Consider the following 18136-nt stretch of genomic DNA (forward strand, 5'->3'; position numbering starts at 1 on the left):
CAGCCCGGCGACCAGCAGCGCCAGCAGGCACAGTGCTGCTGCCGTGATGCCAGACAGCGGCCAGAAGCCGAGGATCAGCCACAATGTAAGCACCAGGGCCAGCACGATCAGCGCATAATTACCGATGCCGCGTCTCACTTGCCCATCCCCGATATGCCGGACACCATCTGCGCCAGCCAGCCGTCGAGAACGAACCACAGGCCGCCAAGCAGCACGGCGGCGGCCACCCAGCTCATCCAGTAAAAACGGCGTCCGGTGCGCATGCCTGCCGGACGCACCACCAGCGGCGCATCCTGCGCAAGGGCAAACGGTGGCACGCGTGCGGCCAGTTCGCGCACCACGTCCTCGCGACGCTCGTCATCCTGCGCGCGGTAATGGCCAACAAAACCCAGTTGCAGCGTGCGGTACAGGCAAGTCAGCACGGTCTCGTCCGCTGCGGGTTCGCGCAGCAGTTCGCGAATGCGCTCCCACAGTGCTTCGCCGCCGTTAAGCGAGTTAAAGAAACGCACCTGCAGCGGGTCTCGGCTCCAGCGCAGCCAGCCGTCGTCCTGCTGGCCACGGTTCAGTACCGCTTCGTCCAGCAGCACGCAAAAGGCGTAAAGCATGTGGTCGCGATTGGCTTCGCTAAAACCCGCCTCCGTCAGCGCCTGGCGGGCGTCGTTTACCCAGCCGGTAGCGCGGCGGTAGAGCGCATCGCCGTTGTCAATCTGCTGACCGCAGCGTAGCTGGCTGACCATCAGCCAGCCGGCGAAGAAAAGGCGTTCGGTCAGCGCGTTATTGCTGTTCATGAGCGCAGTACCGCATAGAGTTCAAGTTTCAGTTCGCCCAGTGATTCCGGGGTGTAGAAGGTGCAGCCGCCAGAGTCGAGCATCGCGCGCGCCGCCGCCGTTGACAGGTCGAGCGCGAAATACTGGTTCTCCAGACGTAGCGGGATAGCGGCAGGCACGTGCGGTAACGGGCGGATGGACATGCCGCTGAGCGCGATGTTGACCACCTCCGACACGTCGTCGTGGCTGCCTGCCTTACACAGCAGCGGGAAGCGGCTCTGCAGCTCGTGGTTCGGCAGCGTGGAGCGCACTGACAGATAGAAATCTGCCCCTTCGCGCAGCCGCGCGTCGTGGAATCGCCCCTTCCACAGCACGCCTTCGCGGCTGAGGTCGATGGAGATGACGCGCGATGGCAGGCTGGCTTCCAGCAAAGAATCCAGCAGCGCAAACAGCGGCGGAAACACCTGCTCCGGCGCGTCGTGGCGATAGGCCGGAATATCTCCGGCATCGTGTTCGAGTGAGAAGGTCAACAGACCGCCAGCAAGACGTGCCAGCTCGCGGTACAGCAGTTCAGGATGGCGGGTTGGCGACTGGAACAACTCCAGCAACACCGGCTCGGCGCTGTTCAGCGCGTTGAGCAGCCAGAACAGCGAGACGTCGGCGACAGCAAAATCGGCCATGCGCTCGTTGCTTTCGCGTCGCAGCGCCATTAGCCGCTGACGGCGAGCGCTCAGGCGATGCAGCAGATCGCCGAGCGCAGTCAGCACCGCCGGACTGGCCGACAGCGACAGCATCGGCGGAATGAATGACGCGTCGCGCGTCCACTGCCCCTGCGCATTACGCACCAGACGTGCCACCGGACAGGTGAGATACGCGCCGTTTTCCTGATTAGAGAGACGCAGACGCAGGGCAAAACGCTGCACGGCAATGCCGGTGCGCTCCTGTCCCGCCAGCTCCTGCACCTCTTCACGACCGGCCACCCAGCGGCGCGGACGTTCGCTGTCGCTGCCGTCGTCGAGATTACCGCCATTGGCGCTCAGCAACGGCAAAGCCAACACCACTTCAACCTGTTCCTGACCGGCAGCAACAGAGAGGTCGCAGGCCGGCGGCAGGTTGTCGGAAAGCGCGGTGTCCGTCAGCGTCCCGTCGGGAAAACGCACCGTCAGACGGGTGGCGTTAAGACGAGACAGCGCCAGCGCGCCGTCGTCAAACTCCGCGTGTACAACGCCCCACGGATGCGCCAGCCCCATGCGCGCCACAGTGTCAGCAACGTGCGCGTCCCACAACGACTGCTGCTGAAACTGCTGCGGCGTCAGAAACGCCCCGTCTTCCCATAACGGTCGGTAGATTTTCATCGCGCCTCCTGCGCCTTAAGCCTTGGCCTTCGGCATCTGGCTGACCAGCGACAGGTTCACGTCCATGCCTTCCACCTGGAAGTGCGGGATGGCGAACAGCTTGACGCGGAAGAAGCCTGGGTTGTCTTCGATGTCTTCCACCAGCACTTTCGCATCGCGCAGTGGATGTGAAGACTGCAGCTCGTCGCCCGGATCGGTCATCTCGGTCACCAGCGTGCGCACCCAGGTATTCAGCTCCAGCTCCAGCAGGCGGCGGTCTTTGGTGGTGCCGATGTTTTCGCGCTGAATAAGCTTCAGGTAGTGCGCGATGCGTGACAGCAGGAAGATGTAAGGCAGGCGCGCGTTGATGCGGCTGTTGGCGGTAGCATCGGCGGTGTCGTAGATTGCCGGTTTCTGCGTCGAGTTGGCCGAGAAGAAGCAGGCGTAATCGCGGTTCTTGTAGTACGAAAGCGGGATAAAGCCGAGGTTGGCGAACTCGAATTCGCGGGTTTCCGGGATCATCACTTCGGACGGGATTTTCACCTGGTTGCCGGTGCCCAAATCGTACAGATGGATCGGCAGATCCTGCACCGCACCACCGGCCTGCGGGCCGCGAATTTGCACGCACCAGCCGTTGCTGATGAAGCTCTGCACCATGTTGGCGGCGAAGGCGAACGAGGCATTGGTCCAAAGGTATTTGTCGTGGTCCGGGCCTTTCACTTCTTCGATGTAGTTGAAGCTGCGCACTGGCACGGTGTCCGGGCCGTACGGCAGACGACCAAGCACGCGCGGCATGGTCAGGCCGATGTAGCGCGAGTCGTCGGTGTCGCGGAACGACTTCCACTTGATGTATTCGGCGCGGTCAAAGTAGTTGCCGATGTCTTTGATCGCTGCCACTTCTTCCATCGACTCTTTGAGGAAAAACTGCGGGCCGACCGAACCGATAAACGGCATGTGCGCAGAGGCCGCCACTTTCGACAGGTTGCGCAGCAGCGCCACGTCCTGCGCCGAGGCATCAAACTCATAGGCAGAAATCACCGCGCCAATCGGCTCGCCGCCCGGCGTGTCGTATTCGGCGACGTAGGTTTGCAGATAGAGGCCGCTCTGGATGATTTCTGGCGCATCTTCGAAATCCTGACGCAGATCGTCTTTCGATACGTCGAGCACTTCAATTTTCACGTTCTGGCGGAAGTCAGTTTTATCCACCAGCGACTTCAGGCCGCGCCACGCCGATTCCACTTTCTGGAATTCGTCGTGATGCATCACCGCGTCGAGCTGGCGGCTGATCTGGCGGTCCAGCTCGGCGATGTGGTGATCCAGCAGGTTTTTATCCAGCTTCTCCACTTTCGCGCCGCTGATTTTCAGACGCGTCAGGAACACCTGCATCGCGGCCGTCACGCGCTCGTCGGCGGTGGCATCAGACATCGCCTGATTATCCTGCCAGACGTTGAGATCACTCAGCTCTGACACCGGGTTGAGGTTGATTTTTTCAAACAGCGACGCGTAGACGCCGCCCGCAGCTGGGCGATCCAGCACGGTGGTTGCACCATTGGCATAGGTTTCATTCTGAACTGACATCAGCATTCTCTCTCTATAGTCCGTTACGGGGATGATCAGGCTTGATCGGTGGCTAACGCAGACAGCTCGCTGCGCAGTTCATCGCTTAGTGCCGAATCTTTCAGGATGGCTTCCAGCTCTTTGCGGAAAGTGACGTTATCCAGCAGGTTGGATTTAAGGTCGCGCAGCAGATTGCGCATCGCCAGCATGGCGCGCAGCTGAGGGATTTGGCGGGCAACCTGCTCCGGCTCGAAGTCTTTCATGTCGCGGAAGTTAAGCTGAACGTTCTCTTCGCTGCCGTCACCGGCCAGGGTGTTCGGCACGGCAAATGACACCGCTGGCGCGATATCGGCCAGCACGCTGTTGAAGTTGTTTTTGTTGACGTTGATTTTTTCGCGTTCAGACAGCGGGCGGTCTTCCGCGCCGTTACTGAAATCGCCGGTCACCAGCAGCTTGAGAGGGAGCTCGGTTTTCTTCGCCGCTCCACCGGTGTGCAGGTCAAGCTTGAGGTTGATACGGGCTTTAGGGATTTCATTCTGGTAAGAGTTGCTCATGTTTACTCCTTGTAAAAATGGCGCGGAAAGCACGCGTAGGCACACTTTCCCTGTGTGTTACCGCGCGAATATATAGCTGGAATTTTAGGAAGGCAATAAAGCGAGATGATCTTTGCGGTCTGATTTATATAGGAAATTTCTTATGATTTGAGTTAAGCCACTGATGAACCCTGATAAAGTGACTAGGATTGTTCTTAAAATTATTTTTGACCGGGAGTGCCATTTATCACCAAAAATACTTTTACAGGTATCAATAATACAGTGGCGCTAATTGTTACCGCAGGGGGATGGTGTCGAGCCGAGGGGGGACACAATAAAAAAACCCGGCGCGCGCCGGGTTTTACTTAAGCTACATTCTCAATCAAACGGTTAACTGTAAGCGTGCAGCGTGCGTTGGCACAGCGCTGAACGGACGCAATCCTCTTTGCCGAAACGCACCACGCCGATCATCTCATCCTCTTCGAAGCGCGCTAACGCATCGGCAAGGCCAGACCTGGCGTGGGATGGCAGGTCGCACTGGGTAATATCGCCGTTGACGATAACCGTCACGTTTTCCCCCAGGCGAGTCAGGAACATCTTCATCTGTGCGGCGGTGACGTTTTGTGCCTCATCAAGGATCACCACCGCATTTTCAAAGGTACGTCCACGCATGTAGGCGAAGGGCGCGATCTCTACCTTGGCAATTTCGGGCCGCAGGCAGTATTGCATAAAGGAAGCGCCGAGACGTTTAACCAGAACGTCATAGACCGGTCGGAAATAAGGCGCGAATTTCTCGGAAATATCTCCGGGGAGGAAACCGAGATCTTCATCCGCCTGCAGCACCGGGCGCGTTACGATAATCCTTTCGATATCCTTATTGATCAGGGCCTCAGCCGCTTTGGCTGCGCTAATCCAGGTTTTTCCGCAGCCGGCTTCACCGGTGGCGAAAATAAGCTGTTTCGTTTCTATGGCATGGAGATAGTGTGCCTGAGCTTCATTTCTGGCTTCAATCGGCCCGCGGTCACGTGCATCACGTGCCATACCAATCGAATCCAACCCACCCATTTGCACCAGCGAAGTGACCGATTCTTCTTCACGCTGACGGTGACTGCGAGAGTCGCTACGAATAACGCGTCTTGCTTCACGACGTGCTTTGATCACTGCTTTCTGTCTTCCCATAGTGGCACCTTACAGTTGGTTTCATTTATCGCGGCGGATCACCCGCGGCGATGACTTGAACGCTTTAGAGGTTTAGTTGGCTTCCTTGTAAGCCGTGTCGAGCCAGTGAGAATGGTGTGCATCAGCGCCGAGACGCAGGCGCGCACCGGTAAAGAAAATGAGATTGAACAAGAACGATGTTTGAAAAGTAGCGAGGTTACGTTGGAGGGAAGAAATCCCCCGCAGTGGACTGCGTGTGGTGAAACTATTTAACTGTCCCAAAGAGAGACGAATCATGCGCGAACTCCAGTGGCTTAGCCACACAACTGACAACGCTTATGAATAAAGTGCATCATATTTGCGGTGGTTTGCAACATTATTTTTACGTAGCAGTAAAGAAAAAAAGATAAGCGAAGCCTAAGGTCTTTTACCTTAAATTAAATTTCTCATATTTATCATATAGATGATTTATTAACGGGTAACATAACTTTTTAAGAACATTCGGAAGTGATTACTTCCAGCGGAAAGTTTAAGGAATACTTAACAAATGCGCCTGCGAAGAGGTGACCATCGCAGGCGCTGCACATTTATTAATCAGGCCTGCAATAAAGGTTGCCCGAGATAATGGTTTTTATCCGCCACGCCCGGCAGCGCGAAAAAGTATCCGCCGCCAATCGGGCGAATATATTCTTCCAGCGCTTCGCCATTGAGACGCTGCTGTACGGTAATAAAGCCCTTGGTTAAATCATGCTGGTAGCAAACAAACAATAAACCCATATCCAGCTGACCTGAGCCGGTAATACCGCTGGAATAGCTGTAACCGCGCCGCAGCATCAAGCTGCTGTCGGTTTCCGGCGTGCGTGGATTGGCGAGACGAATATGCGCATCCAGCGCGATAAAATCGCCATCGGGATCTTTGCTGTAATCCGGTACGTCATGCTCGTTTTTCATACCCAGCGGCGCGCCTGATAACTTCTCACGACCGAAGATGGTTTGCTGCTCGCCGAGTGGCGTACGGTCCCACATCTCTACGTGAAAACGGATGATACGCACCGCCTGATAGCTGCCGCCGTGCGTCCACGCCGGTTCCTGCTGTTCGTGCGTGACCCACAAGAGTTGATCCATCAATGCCGGATTATGCGTATCGGGATTGGCGGTACCATCTTTGAAGCCCAGCAGGTTGATCGGCGTTTCTTTGCCGTTGCTGCGCGCCGCGTGGTCGGCAATAAAACCGTTGCGACGCCAGCGCACCGCCAGCAGATCGGGCGTGCGTTTAATGATGTCGCGCAGCGCGTGGATCACCGTATCTTGGGTGTTAGCGCAAATCTGGAGCAGCAGGTCGCCATGGCACTGTTCCGCATCCAGCGAATCGTTGGGAAAACGCGTCATGGTTTGCAGCTGCGCAGGCTTGTGTTTGCTTAAGCCGAAGCGCTCATCAAACAGCGAGGTGCCGACCGATAACGTCATGGTGAGATTGTCGGGCGCGATATCGGCACCGAGAATCCCCGAATCCATCGGCGGCAGCTGCGGATTGGTGACCGCCGGCGCCGGTCCACCTTGCGTGAGAAAAGCGAAGCGATCGGTTAGCAAGCGGAACAGACGTTCAAGCTCGGCTTTGTCGCTCGCCAGCACATCAAACGCCACCAGCATCATGGATGCCTGCTGCGGCGTGACGATACCGGCCTGATGGGCGCCGTAAAAAGGTTGCGCCTGTTGGCGCAAGTTGGGTGCAACCGTGCCGGGAGAGAAGCTATCGGCGGCTGCGGTATGAAACGGACAACCGCCGCCGAGGGCGGCTGCGCCACCCAACATGCCTAATCCCTGCAATAATCGACGACGCGACGGCTGCGCCGCGTCATTTTTATCACTCATGATCAGTCGAGACCCAAGGTTCCACGCAACAGTGAGAGATCTTCCGCCAGCGTGGTAATCGGGCCTTTCAGCGCGTTACGGTCAGCGGTAGTCAGTTTTTCGTACGATTCAAAGCCATCTTTGGTGCGATATTTGCTGAGAATGCCGTCGACTTTCCTGAAGTTAGCATCCACTTTCGCCAGCAGCTGCGGGTTGTTTTTCTGCAGCAGCGGACGCAGCAGATCAACGATTTTCTGCGCGCCATCAATGTTGGCCTGGAAGTCGGAGAGATCGGTACGGCTGTAACGATCCTCTTCACCAGAGATCTTGCTGGAGGCCACTTCTTCAATCAGACCGGCTGCGCCGCCAACCACCTTCGCCGGTGGGAACGCCAGTTCGCTGATGCGGGTTTGCAGATCGAGCACATCCTGATTTAGCTTGCTGGCGAACTCTTCGGCACCTTTGGTGGTGTTATCGGCGAACAGGATTTTTTCCAGGCGGTGGAAACCGGTGAATTTCGGATCTTCATTTTTCTTCTCGAAGTCATCTTCACGCGCATCAATGCTGCCATCCAGATCTGAGAACAGCTCAGCAATAGGTTCAATACGTTCGTAATGCACGCGCGTAGGTGCGAATAGCGCTTTGGCTTTCTCGATGTCGCCGGCTTTCACCGCATCGGTAAACGCTTTGGTGCCCGCTACCAGCTCTTTCACTTCATTCATCACGTAGACTTTGTAGTCGGCGATCGGGCCAACCAGCTCCAGCACATCCGGTTTACCGTTTGCCGCTTTCTTCGCATCGCCGCTCACCACCAGCTTTCCTTTCGGGTTGCTGAGCAGGCCGCAGGTCATGTCATATTCGCCCGCTTCCAGATTGGCGGTGAGTTTCTGGCTGAAGCCAGGCGCGATGTTTTCACGCTCTTCCACCACCATCACCCCTTTCAGGATCTCCCACTCCAGCGCTTTCTGGCTGTTGTTTTTGATGATGAACTGGGTTTTACCGGCCTGCACGTTGAGCGACATCGGCTCACATTGTTTGTCCGTCACGGTGACCGTGACTTGCGGGACGGCAGCAGTAGCCGCACCGGAAAGCGCCAGCATAGCAACCAACAGCGCCTTGCGGCGGAAGCGAATCGTCATAGTGATATCCCTGTTACATGGAAGAACAGGCGCGCAATCGCGCCTGATTAAATTTCAGCGTGTGGTACGTGCCGCGTTGACTGCAGGCCGGGCCGGGAAGAAAAACAGCAGCAGCGCCGGGATGAGATAGGCAAGCCACACCGCCACTTCGCTGACGCTTGGCGTTTCCTGGTAACCTAAAATCCCTTCCAAAAGCGTGCCGAACACCGAGTGCGTTGAGAGTGTGTTGCTCATATCAAACGCCACATCCTGGAAGTGATTCCACAAACCGGCCTCATGGAAGGCGCGAATGGCGCCGGCGGACAACCCCGCTGCGACAAACAGAATGAACAAACTGGTCCAGCGGAAAAAGTGCGCCATGTTCAGGCGGATGCTGCCGTAATAGAGCAAAAAGCCCAGCGCCACGGCGGTTGCGAGGCCGAGCACCGCGCCGAGCGGCGGCGCATAACCCACATCTTGCGTGAACGCGGCCAGCAGGAAGAACACCGACTCCAGCCCTTCACGCGCCACCGCCAGAAACACCATCAGCACCAGCGGGAAGCCGCTGCTGCCCTGCTTCTGCAACGCCTGATCGACCGATTTTTCCAGCGTGGCTTTGATATTGCGCGAAACTTTGCGCATCCAGAACACCATCGACGTCAGGATCACCACGGCAATCACCGCGACAATGCCTTCGAACAGCTCCTGCTGTTTCTGAGGAAACTCACCGGTAGTTTCATTAATAAAGATGCCCAACGCTAAGCAGAGCGCGGCAGCGATAAATACGCCGGCCCACATGGCGGGAAACCATTGGGTACGCTGAGTGCGTTTGAGATAGCTGGCAATAAGGCTGACGATGAGCGCTGCTTCCAGACCTTCGCGCAGCATAATGAGAAAGGGAACGAACATCACCAACCTCTTGAATTTTAAGAAGGGTAAACCTTAGGTAAAAAAACGTAAAGTGCGAACGATAGTGATTATCATTACTGAAGAGAGAAATACAAGTCACTGCAGGAAATTAATTTTGTTTTGCGGATGGGGGAGCGGGTTTTAGAGGGTGCGCACTCCTGCGCACCCGGGGGGTTCATCAAACACGTCGCCATCAAGGGCGATAGAGGTTACTTGCTGTGGTATTGGGCTTCGGCGGCGGCAAAGCGCTGCTGTGCCGCTTCTGATGGGCCGCGACCCAGCAAGCTAAATACCACAATCGCGATACTGGCGAACGCGAAGCCTGGGATGATTTCATACAGCTCGGCGTAGCCATAATCTTTCCACAGCAATACGGTTAGCGCGCCAATCACCATACCGGCCAACGCGCCGTTGCGCGTCATGCGTTTCCAGCACACGCCGAACAGCACCACCGGACCAAAGGCGGCACCGAAGCCAGCCCACGCATAGCTCACCAGACCCAACACGCGGTTTTCCGGGTTGGCAGCCAACGCGATAGCAATCAAGGCAATCACCAGCACCATTAAGCGCCCTACCCACACCAGCTCTTTCTGGCTGGCGTTTTTACGCAGGAAGCCTTTATAGAGATCCTCGGTCAGGGCGCTGGAGCACACCAGCAGCTGGCAGCTTAAGGTCGACATCACCGCGGCGAGAATCGCTGAGAGCAAGATACCGGCAATCCACGGATTGAACAGAATCCGCGCCAGTTCGATAAAGATACGCTCGCCGTTCTGGCTTACACCCGCCGCCTGATCGGGATGGTTCTCGAAGTAGGCGATACCAAAGAAGCCTACCGCCACCGCGCCACCGAGGCACAGGATCATCCAAATCATACCGATACGACGCGCGCTGCGGATGGTGTGATGCGAATCGGCCGCCATAAAGCGCGCCAGGATATGCGGCTGCCCAAAGTAGCCAAGTCCCCAACCGAGCAGCGAAATCACCGCGACAAAGTTCAGCCCTTTCAGCATATCGAGGTTTTCAAGGCTCTTCGCCCTGATCACCGCCAGTGAATCATCCAACCCGCCGACGGCGACAATCACGATAACTGGCGTCAGAATCAGCGCAAAAATCATCAGGCTGGCCTGCACGGTATCGGTCCAGCTCACCGCGAGGAAACCGCCCACCAGCGTGTAGAGGATGGTGGCGGCCGCACCGGCCCACAGCGCGGTCTGGTAATCCATACCAAAGGTACTTTCAAACAGACGCGCGCCGGCAACCACGCCAGACGCACAATAGATAGTGAAGAAGATCAGAATCACCACCGCCGAGATAACGCGCAGCAGTTTGCTGTTATCTTCGAAACGGCTGGAGAAGAAGTCTGGCAGGGTTAACGCATTATCGTGATGCTCGGTCTGCACACGCAGACGGCCCGCCACAATGCGCCAGTTCAGCCAGGCACCGATGATCAGGCCGATGGCGATCCAACTTTCGGAGATCCCGGACAGGAAAATGGCGCCCGGCAGGCCCATCAATAACCAGCCGCTCATATCGGAAGCACCCGCAGAGAGCGCGGTCACGACGCTCCCTAAACTGCGCCCGCCGAGAATATAGTCGTCGAAGCTTTTGGTTGATCGCCAGGCGATGAAACCTATCAGCACCATCCCAAGGATATACACTACAAAGGTCACCAACATCGGTGTACTTACACTCATGAGTCTCTCCACTTATTATTTGATCCATCAAGAGAAATCTTTTTGATCAGCGCTGTCGGAACGGGACAGCAGCCTGGTTTCACCGCATCCAGAGAAAGCGATTTCTCTTAAGGCGCGGTATCCTGCCGCAAAGGGTCGGCGCGCACAATGCATTTAACACAGCTGTTACACCGGTTTCACCTTCCTTCGCTTTTTTAATGCCAGCAGGTTGCGCCTGCTCACAGTTTGAGTTGCACCTCATCGGGTTCAGGAACCGTCTCGTTGCTGGCGGTTGCAACATTGGCGAGTTTCTTGCAGCAATTTTCATGCCGCATTTATCGATTTAACACTTTCGGCGGTTCAAAGCGTGCAACCGAGGTCACATTTAACCTGGTTGCACAAAGTTGCAACATAGGTGATATTGCTGCCACGCAAGCGTTGAATCACTACTTTTCGAGGACGAAGACATCATGGGAACGACTACCATGGGGGTGAAGCTGGATGAAGCCACCCGCGATCGCATTAAACTGGCGGCGCAGAAGCTTGACCGCACATCACACTGGCTGATCAAGCAGGCCATTTTTAACTATCTGGAGCAGCTGGAAGCCGGTGAATCCGTGCCGGAAATCCCGCAGTTGCTGATTGATGCCGCCGGTGATGAAAGCGTGCCCGACGAGGCGCTGCAGCCTTTCCTCGACTTCGCCGAACATATTTTACCGCAGTCAGTCAGCCGCTCAGCGATCACCGCCGCATGGCGTCGTCCGGAAACGGATGCGGTGCCAATGCTGCTGGAACAAGCGCGTCTCCCTGCCCCGCTGGCCGAGAAAACCCATCAGCTGGCTTACAGCCTTGCCGATAAATTGCGGCACCAGAAAGGTGCAACCGGCCGCGCCGGCATGGTGCAAAGCTTGCTGCAGGAGTTCTCGCTCTCCTCGCAGGAAGGCGTGGCGCTGATGTGTCTGGCGGAAGCGCTGCTGCGTATTCCGGATAAGCCGACGCGTGATGCGTTAATCCGCGACAAAATCAGCAATGGCAACTGGCAATCGCATCTTGGCCGCAGCCCGTCGATGTTTGTTAACGCCGCCACCTGGGGCTTGCTGTTTACCGGCCGTCTGGTCTCTACCCATAACGAGGCTAATCTATCGCGCTCGCTTAATCGCATCATCGGTAAAAGCGGCGAACCGCTGATCCGTAAAGGTGTGGACATGGCGATGCGCCTGATGGGCGAGCAGTTTGTTACGGGTGAAACCATCGCCGAAGCGCTGGCCAATGCGCGCAAACTGGAAGAGAAAGGGTTCCGTTACTCATACGATATGCTGGGCGAAGCGGCGCTGACCGCCAGCGATGCCAAAGCCTATTTGGTTTCCTATCAGCAGGCGATTCACGCCATCGGCAAGGCGTCGAACGGTCGCGGTATTTATGAAGGTCCGGGCATCTCCATCAAACTGTCAGCGCTGCATCCGCGCTACAGCCGCGCGCAGTATGAGCGCGTGATGGACGAACTCTACCCGATCCTCAAATCCCTGACGCTGCTGGCGCGCTCGTATGACATCGGTATTAACATCGATGCGGAAGAAGCCGATCGCCTTGAGCTGTCGCTCGATCTGCTAGAAAAACTTTGCTTTGAACCGGAGCTGGAAGGCTGGAACGGCATCGGCTTTGTGATTCAGGCGTATCAGAAGCGCTGTCCGTTCGTGATTGATTCGCTGATTGATTTGGCGCAGCGCAGCCGTCGCCGTCTGATGATTCGACTGGTGAAAGGCGCGTATTGGGACAGCGAAATCAAACGCGCGCAGATTGAAGGTCTGGAAGGCTATCCGGTCTATACCCGCAAGGTGTACACCGACATCTCTTATCTGGCGTGCGCGCGCAAACTGCTCGCGGTGCCGAACCTGATCTATCCGCAGTTTGCTACCCACAACGCGCACACGCTGGCGGCGATCTACCAGCTGGCGGGCAATAACTATTATCCAGGCCAGTACGAATTCCAGTGCCTGCACGGCATGGGTGAACCGCTGTATGAGCAGGTTGTCGGTAAAGTGGCCGATGGCAAACTGAACCGACCGTGTCGCATTTATGCGCCGGTCGGTTCCCACGAAACGCTGCTGGCGTATCTGGTGCGTCGTCTGCTGGAGAACGGTGCCAATACCTCCTTCGTTAACCGCATCGCTGATAACACCTTGCCACTGGATGAGCTGGTCGCCGATCCGGTTGCCGCCGTGGAGAAAATGGGCATTGCGGAAGGCGCGATTGGTTTACCGCATCCGAAAATCCCGCTGCCGCGCGATCTGTATGGCGCCAAACGCGCTAACTCCGCCGGTCTGGATATGGCCAACGAACATCGTCTGGCGTCGCTCTCCAGTGCCCTGCTCAACAGCGCCAGCCAGCCGTGGATCGCCCAACCGCTGGTAGAAGGTGAATTGGGCGAAGGCGTCAGCCGCCCGGTGCTTAACCCTTCTGCACCAACAGATGTGGTGGGCAGCGTGCGTGAAGCTACCGAAGCCGAAGTCTCGGCTGCACTAGATGCGGCAGTCAATGCCGGTCCAATCTGGTTCGCGACGCCACCGCAGGAGCGTGCCGCGATTCTGGAGCGTGCCGCCGAAGCGATGGAAGGCCAGATGCAGCAGCTGATTGGCCTGCTGGTGCGTGAAGCCGGTAAAACCTACAACAACGCCATCGCCGAAGTGCGTGAAGCGGTTGATTTCCTCTATTACTACGCTGGCATGGTGCGCGACGATTTCGATAACGAAACCCATCGTCCGCTTGGTCCGGTGGTGTGCATTAGCCCGTGGAACTTCCCGCTGGCGATCTTTACCGGACAAGTTGCCGCAGCGCTGGCGGCGGGTAACAGCGTGCTGGCCAAACCGGCGGAGCAAACGCCGCTGATTGCCGCGCAGGCGGTGCACATCCTGCTGGATGCCGGCGTACCGGCTGGCGTGTTGCAACTGCTGCCGGGCCAGGGCGAAACCGTGGGTGCGCAACTGACCGGCGACGAGCGCATACGCGGCGTGATGTTCACCGGTTCAACCGCGGTGGCGACATTGCTGCAGCGTAATCTGGCTGGTCGTCTCGATCCTCAGGGTCGTCCGACGCCGCTGATTGCCGAAACCGGCGGCATGAACGCGATGATCGTGGATTCCTCAGCGCTCACCGAACAGGTGGTGGTGGATATCGTGGCTTCGGCCTTTGATAGTGCCGGTCAACGCTGCTCGGCGCTGCGTCTGCTGTGCGTGCAGGACGATGTGGCCGAGCACACGCTGAAAATGCTGCGTGGTGCAATGGCCGAGTGCCGCATGGGCAACCCGGAACGTCTCTCGACCGACATTGGTCCGGTGATCGATGCCGAAGCGAAAGCCAATATCGAACGTCACATTCAGGCGCTGCGCAACAAGGGCTTCACCGTCTATCAGGCGGCGCAGGAGAATCCACAGGACAGCAAAGAGTGGAACAGCGGCACCTTTATCAAGCCGACGCTGATCGAGCTGGATCAGGTGAGCGATCTGGATAAAGAGGTGTTTGGTCCGGTGCTGCACGTGGTGCGTTTCTCGCGCAATAACTTGCCGCAGCTGGTGGAGCAGATTAACGCGTCGGGTTACGGCCTGACGCTCGGCGTGCATACGCGCATCGATGAAACCATCGCGCAGGTTACGGCGAGCGCTAAAGTCGGCAACCTGTATGTAAACCGCAATATGGTGGGTGCGGTCGTCGGCGTGCAGCCGTTCGGCGGCGAAGGCTTGTCGGGCACCGGTCCAAAAGCCGGCGGTCCGCTCTATCTCTATCGCCTGCTGGCCAACCGTCCAGATGGCGCGCTGCGTATCACCTTTGATCGTCAGGATGCCGAGCGCCCGGTGGATAGCACAGTGCGTGCCGAGCTGATGCGTGCGCATCAGGCATTGCAGCAGTGGGCGCAGGATAAGCCTGAGCTGCTGGCGCTGTGTCAGCGTTACGACGAGCTGGCGCAGGTCGGTACGGTGCGTCTGCTGCCGGGCCCAACCGGCGAGCGCAATACCTTCACCCTGCTGCCGCGCGAACATGTGCTGTGCATCGCCGATAACGCAGAAGACGCGCTGACGCAACTGGCGGCGGTAACCAGCGTCGGCAGTCAGGCCATCTGGCAGGATGATGAGCTGCATCGTGCGCTGCGTACGTCTTTGCCTGCTGCAGTGCAAGCGCACGTCAAGCTGGTGAAGGATGCGCTGGCGGCGGAGTTTGATGCGGTGATTTATCACGGTGATGCCGATCAGCTGCGCAGCCTGTGTGAGCAGGTCGCGGCACGCGATGGCGCGATTGTCTCGGTGCAGGGCTTCGCCCGCGGCGAAACCAATCTGCTGCTGGAGCGTTTGCTCATTGAGCGTTCACTCAGCGTCAATACCGCCGCTGCGGGCGGTAATGCGAGTTTGATGACCATCGGTTAAGACGCGCAATAAAGTGCGCCGCTACAGTCAGTGCATGATTTGGTAGCGGCGCGATTCATCGCGTGAATTTTCAGGCCGCAGACTTATTCCGCTTCAACCCGATCAGCGTTGGAAACACAAACAGCGACTGCCCCAATCCACGATTCGTCACCTGCCACACCGCCACCGAACACAGCGAACAGATGCCAACAATCGCCAGCGGATAGAAACAGGCCCACAGAATGGAGAACCATGCTTGCTCAAACAGGTGATGGCGCTGGGCGAACAGAATCGCAGACATACCGAAGAACTCAATGAAGATGCGGTGAATCACGTAAATTTGCAGCGTGTTGCGCCCAACCCAATTCAAATAACTCATCTTGAAACGCGCGTTCAGCCAGCGACACGCCGCCACGCTTCCCAGCACCGCAAGGATGCACAGGAACAGGCTCTTATCCAGACCAAAGATGATATGCAGACCCGAGACCGCCGCCAATATCGCCCACGGCACAATGTTGTCACGACGCCATTCACTGAGACGCAGCATCATCGGGCTCCAGAATGCCCCCAGCAGGAAGAACAGGAAATACTGCGCCACGCTTTGTGGCCCCCAATACGGAATGATCTTCTCCACCGCCAGATAGTTGAGCGCAATCGCCACCACCAGCAACGCCACTTTCTGCTGTTTAAAGATCTTGGCGCACAGGAAATAGAGCGCCAGGCCGTAGAGATACCACGAAGTGCTCATGGCGAGGAATGTCAGCTTTAAGAACTCCAGCAGCGAACCGGCATACGCCGCGTTGAGGTTCTGTGAAATGCGCTGCCCGGTGATCTCGGTTGAGATGCCAACAATCGACCACCACTGAATAAAGCCCCACAAAATATAGAGATAAAACAGGTTGGTGATGCGACTGGTAAACACCTGTTTCCACGGCCGATTTAAAATACCGTTAGTGGCTAATAAGCCCGAAACAAAGAAAAACGCCGGCATACGCAGCGGCGATAATACGGTATTAAACTGCACCCATATTTCTGCCGGGATCCAACCTGCCGTCAATAATTTCACCGTGCCTTCGAATCCAGGTAATACGGTGTGATACAACACCACCAGTAATATGCAGGCTCCCTTGAGGGTATTTATCCATGCGATATCTTCTTTCCTGGCGTTATTCATATGATGACTCCCGCTGCTGTTGCTGTGTAGGTCTTAAAGAAGAAGGATGAGGAAATAAGCGTTGTAGCATTTATGATTATTAAACGATTATTCAACAGGCGGGGCGGGCATGATGTAGCGAAAGTCCTAAATGTTTTTTTGTGGTCCTGATATAACAATACTTTACAGATCCAGACAAAAATAGAACCCTGAGCAGGCTAAGGAAATTTGTCTTAATTTGAGTCACTAAAAGAGGATTAAGTAAAATAAGTGTGATCGTTGTCGCGCAGGGAAATTAAGAACAATCCCCCCTTTCTTATGCCAGATTAAATTCAAATTCTAAATGTGGATTTATTTAATGTGGCAAATGGATAAGCAGGAATATTAGCGTTGTGCTAGGCGATTTATTACCGCACATTCCGTAGCGGCGCGATTTATCGCGCAATGAATTGCGCCGCTACGGAATGTGCGGCGCTTGACCAAAAGAATTATTGCAGCGGCGCGCTTTTGCTTTCGAGCGCAGGTTTGCGCAGCAGGCGCGGATAGAGAAACAGCATGCGGCCCGGACCACGATTGAGCAGCGTCCACACCAGCAGCGAAATACTGGTACACAACGCAACGCCGGTAATCGGCATCAGCAGCGCCCATGCCCAGCTAAAGACGGTATGGTCAAACCAGCCATAATGCACCGCCAGCACAATCGCACTCAGCCCCAACAGCTCAATAAAGATACGGTGCAGCACGTAGATTTGCAGCGTGTTACGGCCAATCCAGTTGAGCCACGCCATATTGAAATGTTCATTGAGCAAGCGGCACAGCACAATGCCAAACACGATGGTCAGCAAGCTATAGAACGGATTCTTATAGATGCCGCCGATATGGTGCAGCAGGCCAATCAGCGCAATGCCGCCCAGCATCAACCAGTGCTGACGCTTCAGTTCACTCAACTCGATTAACGCCTGGCTGAAAAACACACCGAGCAGGAAATAGAGATAGTTCTGCGCCACGCTGGCGGGTCCCCAGCCGGGAATCAGGCTAAACTGCGCGGCGTAAGTCGCGACGATCGCCAGCGCCATCAAGGCCATCTTCTGTTTGTGGAACAGCTTGGTGAACAGGAAGAATCCGGCCAGCGCGTAGAGATACCACAGGCTCGTCATCGAGGTCATCAGCAGCTTAACGAACTCAAACGGCGTGTCCGCATAGGCGGCGTTTTTAGTACTGGAGAGCCGTTCCCCGAGATGGGTGGAGATGTAGTGAATGCTCAGCCACTGAATGACGCCCCACAGCAGGTAGAGATAGACGATGTTGCTGAACTTCTTGGTGAACACCTCTTTCCAGCTCTTTTTGGTGATTGAACTGGCAGCCAGCAAACCGGATACAAAAAAGAAGGCCGGCATGCGCAGCGGCGACAGATAGGTGTTAAACGCCACCCACCAGTGCGCTGGCAGCAGCCCAACAGTGAGATGATGCAGCGAAGGCGCGAACGTGGTGATGATGGAGTGGTGTAATACCACCATCAAAATGCAGCCCCCTTTGAGCGTGTTGATCCACAGGACCTCTTTCCTGGCAGTTGTCATTGCTATGTCCTAATTGCGCCATGAATTTGTAAAGAATTATTTATATTTACAAAGATGTCTCAATCGGGACTTTCCTAATAAGAAATCACCCTGAGTCGCGTAGGATGCTGGT

The 18136-nt window shown here is 56.3% G+C and carries 13 protein-coding genes; 1 reads left to right on the forward strand and 12 read right to left on the reverse strand.

Annotation, left to right across the window (positions count from 1 at the left end; genetic code table 11):
* Nucleotides 1-134 precede the first annotated feature (134 nt).
* From tssL to putP, 10 genes are all read right to left on the reverse strand, one after another.
* Nucleotides 135-788: a type VI secretion system protein TssL, short form gene (tssL, locus tag DEU53_RS06315; RefSeq protein ID WP_110866390.1), complete on the reverse strand. Its 654-nt coding sequence runs from the start codon at nucleotides 786-788 to the stop codon at nucleotides 135-137.
* Entirely contained in the window at nucleotides 785-2122 is a 1338-nt protein-coding gene (gene tssK, locus DEU53_RS06320) for a type VI secretion system baseplate subunit TssK (protein WP_110866391.1), read from the reverse strand. The genes tssL and tssK overlap by 4 nt, the downstream gene beginning before the upstream one ends.
* Nucleotides 2123-2137: 15 nt before the next feature.
* Nucleotides 2138-3685, reverse strand: a complete 1548-nt coding sequence (tssC, locus tag DEU53_RS06325) for a type VI secretion system contractile sheath large subunit (RefSeq protein ID WP_110866392.1) — start codon at nucleotides 3683-3685, stop codon at nucleotides 2138-2140.
* A 29-nt stretch (nucleotides 3686-3714) separates the two neighbouring features.
* Nucleotides 3715-4212, reverse strand: a complete 498-nt coding sequence (gene tssB / locus DEU53_RS06330) for a type VI secretion system contractile sheath small subunit (RefSeq protein WP_110866393.1) — start codon at nucleotides 4210-4212, stop codon at nucleotides 3715-3717.
* A 369-nt stretch (nucleotides 4213-4581) separates the two neighbouring features.
* Complete coding sequence (gene phoH, locus DEU53_RS06335; RefSeq protein ID WP_101764056.1) at nucleotides 4582-5370, reverse strand: phosphate starvation-inducible protein PhoH; 789 nt, start codon at nucleotides 5368-5370, stop codon at nucleotides 4582-4584.
* Nucleotides 5371-5442: 72 nt separating this feature from the next.
* Nucleotides 5443-5646, reverse strand: a complete 204-nt coding sequence (locus DEU53_RS06340; protein WP_110866394.1) for a hypothetical protein — start codon at nucleotides 5644-5646, stop codon at nucleotides 5443-5445.
* A 297-nt stretch (nucleotides 5647-5943) separates the two neighbouring features.
* Nucleotides 5944-7221 carry an iron uptake transporter deferrochelatase/peroxidase subunit gene (efeB, locus tag DEU53_RS06345; protein ID WP_110866395.1) on the reverse strand — a complete coding sequence of 426 codons (1278 nt, stop codon included), beginning with the start codon at nucleotides 7219-7221 and terminating at the stop codon, nucleotides 5944-5946.
* Nucleotides 7222-7223: 2 nt separating this feature from the next.
* Complete coding sequence (gene efeO / locus DEU53_RS06350) at nucleotides 7224-8339, reverse strand: iron uptake system protein EfeO (RefSeq protein ID WP_110866396.1); 1116 nt, start codon at nucleotides 8337-8339, stop codon at nucleotides 7224-7226.
* Between the two features lie 54 nt (nucleotides 8340-8393).
* The gene (gene efeU / locus DEU53_RS06355) at nucleotides 8394-9227 is read right to left on the reverse strand and encodes an iron uptake transporter permease EfeU (protein ID WP_110866397.1); all 834 of its coding nucleotides are present in this window, start codon (nucleotides 9225-9227) and stop codon (nucleotides 8394-8396) included.
* Between the two features lie 209 nt (nucleotides 9228-9436).
* Nucleotides 9437-10921: a sodium/proline symporter PutP gene (putP, locus tag DEU53_RS06360; RefSeq protein ID WP_110866398.1), complete on the reverse strand. Its 1485-nt coding sequence runs from the start codon at nucleotides 10919-10921 to the stop codon at nucleotides 9437-9439.
* A gap of 449 nt (nucleotides 10922-11370) precedes the next feature.
* On the opposite strand from putP, the gene putA reads away from it, so the two are divergent.
* Entirely contained in the window at nucleotides 11371-15315 is a 3945-nt protein-coding gene (gene putA / locus DEU53_RS06365) for a trifunctional transcriptional regulator/proline dehydrogenase/L-glutamate gamma-semialdehyde dehydrogenase (RefSeq protein ID WP_110866399.1), read from the forward strand.
* Nucleotides 15316-15385: 70 nt separating this feature from the next.
* Here putA and DEU53_RS06370 read toward each other — a convergent pair whose 3' ends face one another.
* Nucleotides 15386-16468 carry an acyltransferase family protein gene (locus tag DEU53_RS06370; protein ID WP_101764049.1) on the reverse strand — a complete coding sequence of 361 codons (1083 nt, stop codon included), beginning with the start codon at nucleotides 16466-16468 and terminating at the stop codon, nucleotides 15386-15388.
* Between the two features lie 467 nt (nucleotides 16469-16935).
* The gene (locus DEU53_RS06375; RefSeq protein ID WP_110866400.1) at nucleotides 16936-18024 is read right to left on the reverse strand and encodes an acyltransferase family protein; all 1089 of its coding nucleotides are present in this window, start codon (nucleotides 18022-18024) and stop codon (nucleotides 16936-16938) included.
* Nucleotides 18025-18136: the final 112 nt, after the last annotated feature.

It is taken from the genome of Pantoea sp. AG1095, assembly GCF_003208415.1.
Lineage (GTDB): Bacteria > Pseudomonadota > Gammaproteobacteria > Enterobacterales > Enterobacteriaceae > Pantoea > Pantoea leporis.